The following is a 236-nucleotide window of genomic DNA, read 5'->3' as shown; positions in this document are numbered from 1 at the left end:
TCTGGTCGCCCTGGCGCCAGCGCGCGGGGAACGCCCGGTCGTCGCCCTGCGCGCGGTCGCCGGTGAGGTCGGACTCGCGCAGGTCGAGGAGGTGCGGCGTGCGGTTCGAGGCATCCTTCCACCAGGTCTCGAACGAGCGGACGTCGGTGACGTCCGCGGGGATGCGCGCGTTGTAGAACGCGAACACCGCCTCGTCGCCGACGAGGATGTCGCGGCGGCGTTCGCGCTCCTCGATC

1 protein-coding gene is annotated in these 236 nt (G+C 72.5%); it reads right to left on the bottom strand.

Translation table 11 applies throughout. The annotated features are described in order from the left end of the window. Positions 1 to 236: DUF3418 domain-containing protein (locus tag ACZ3HG_RS24880; RefSeq protein ID WP_465335219.1), on the bottom strand; the 236-nt coding region annotated here is incomplete at both ends.

It is taken from the genome of Erwinia sp. PME.40.26/001, from assembly GCF_055556675.1.
Note: the sequence above shows the minus strand (reverse complement) of the source record. Positions and strands in the feature narration are given on the sequence as shown.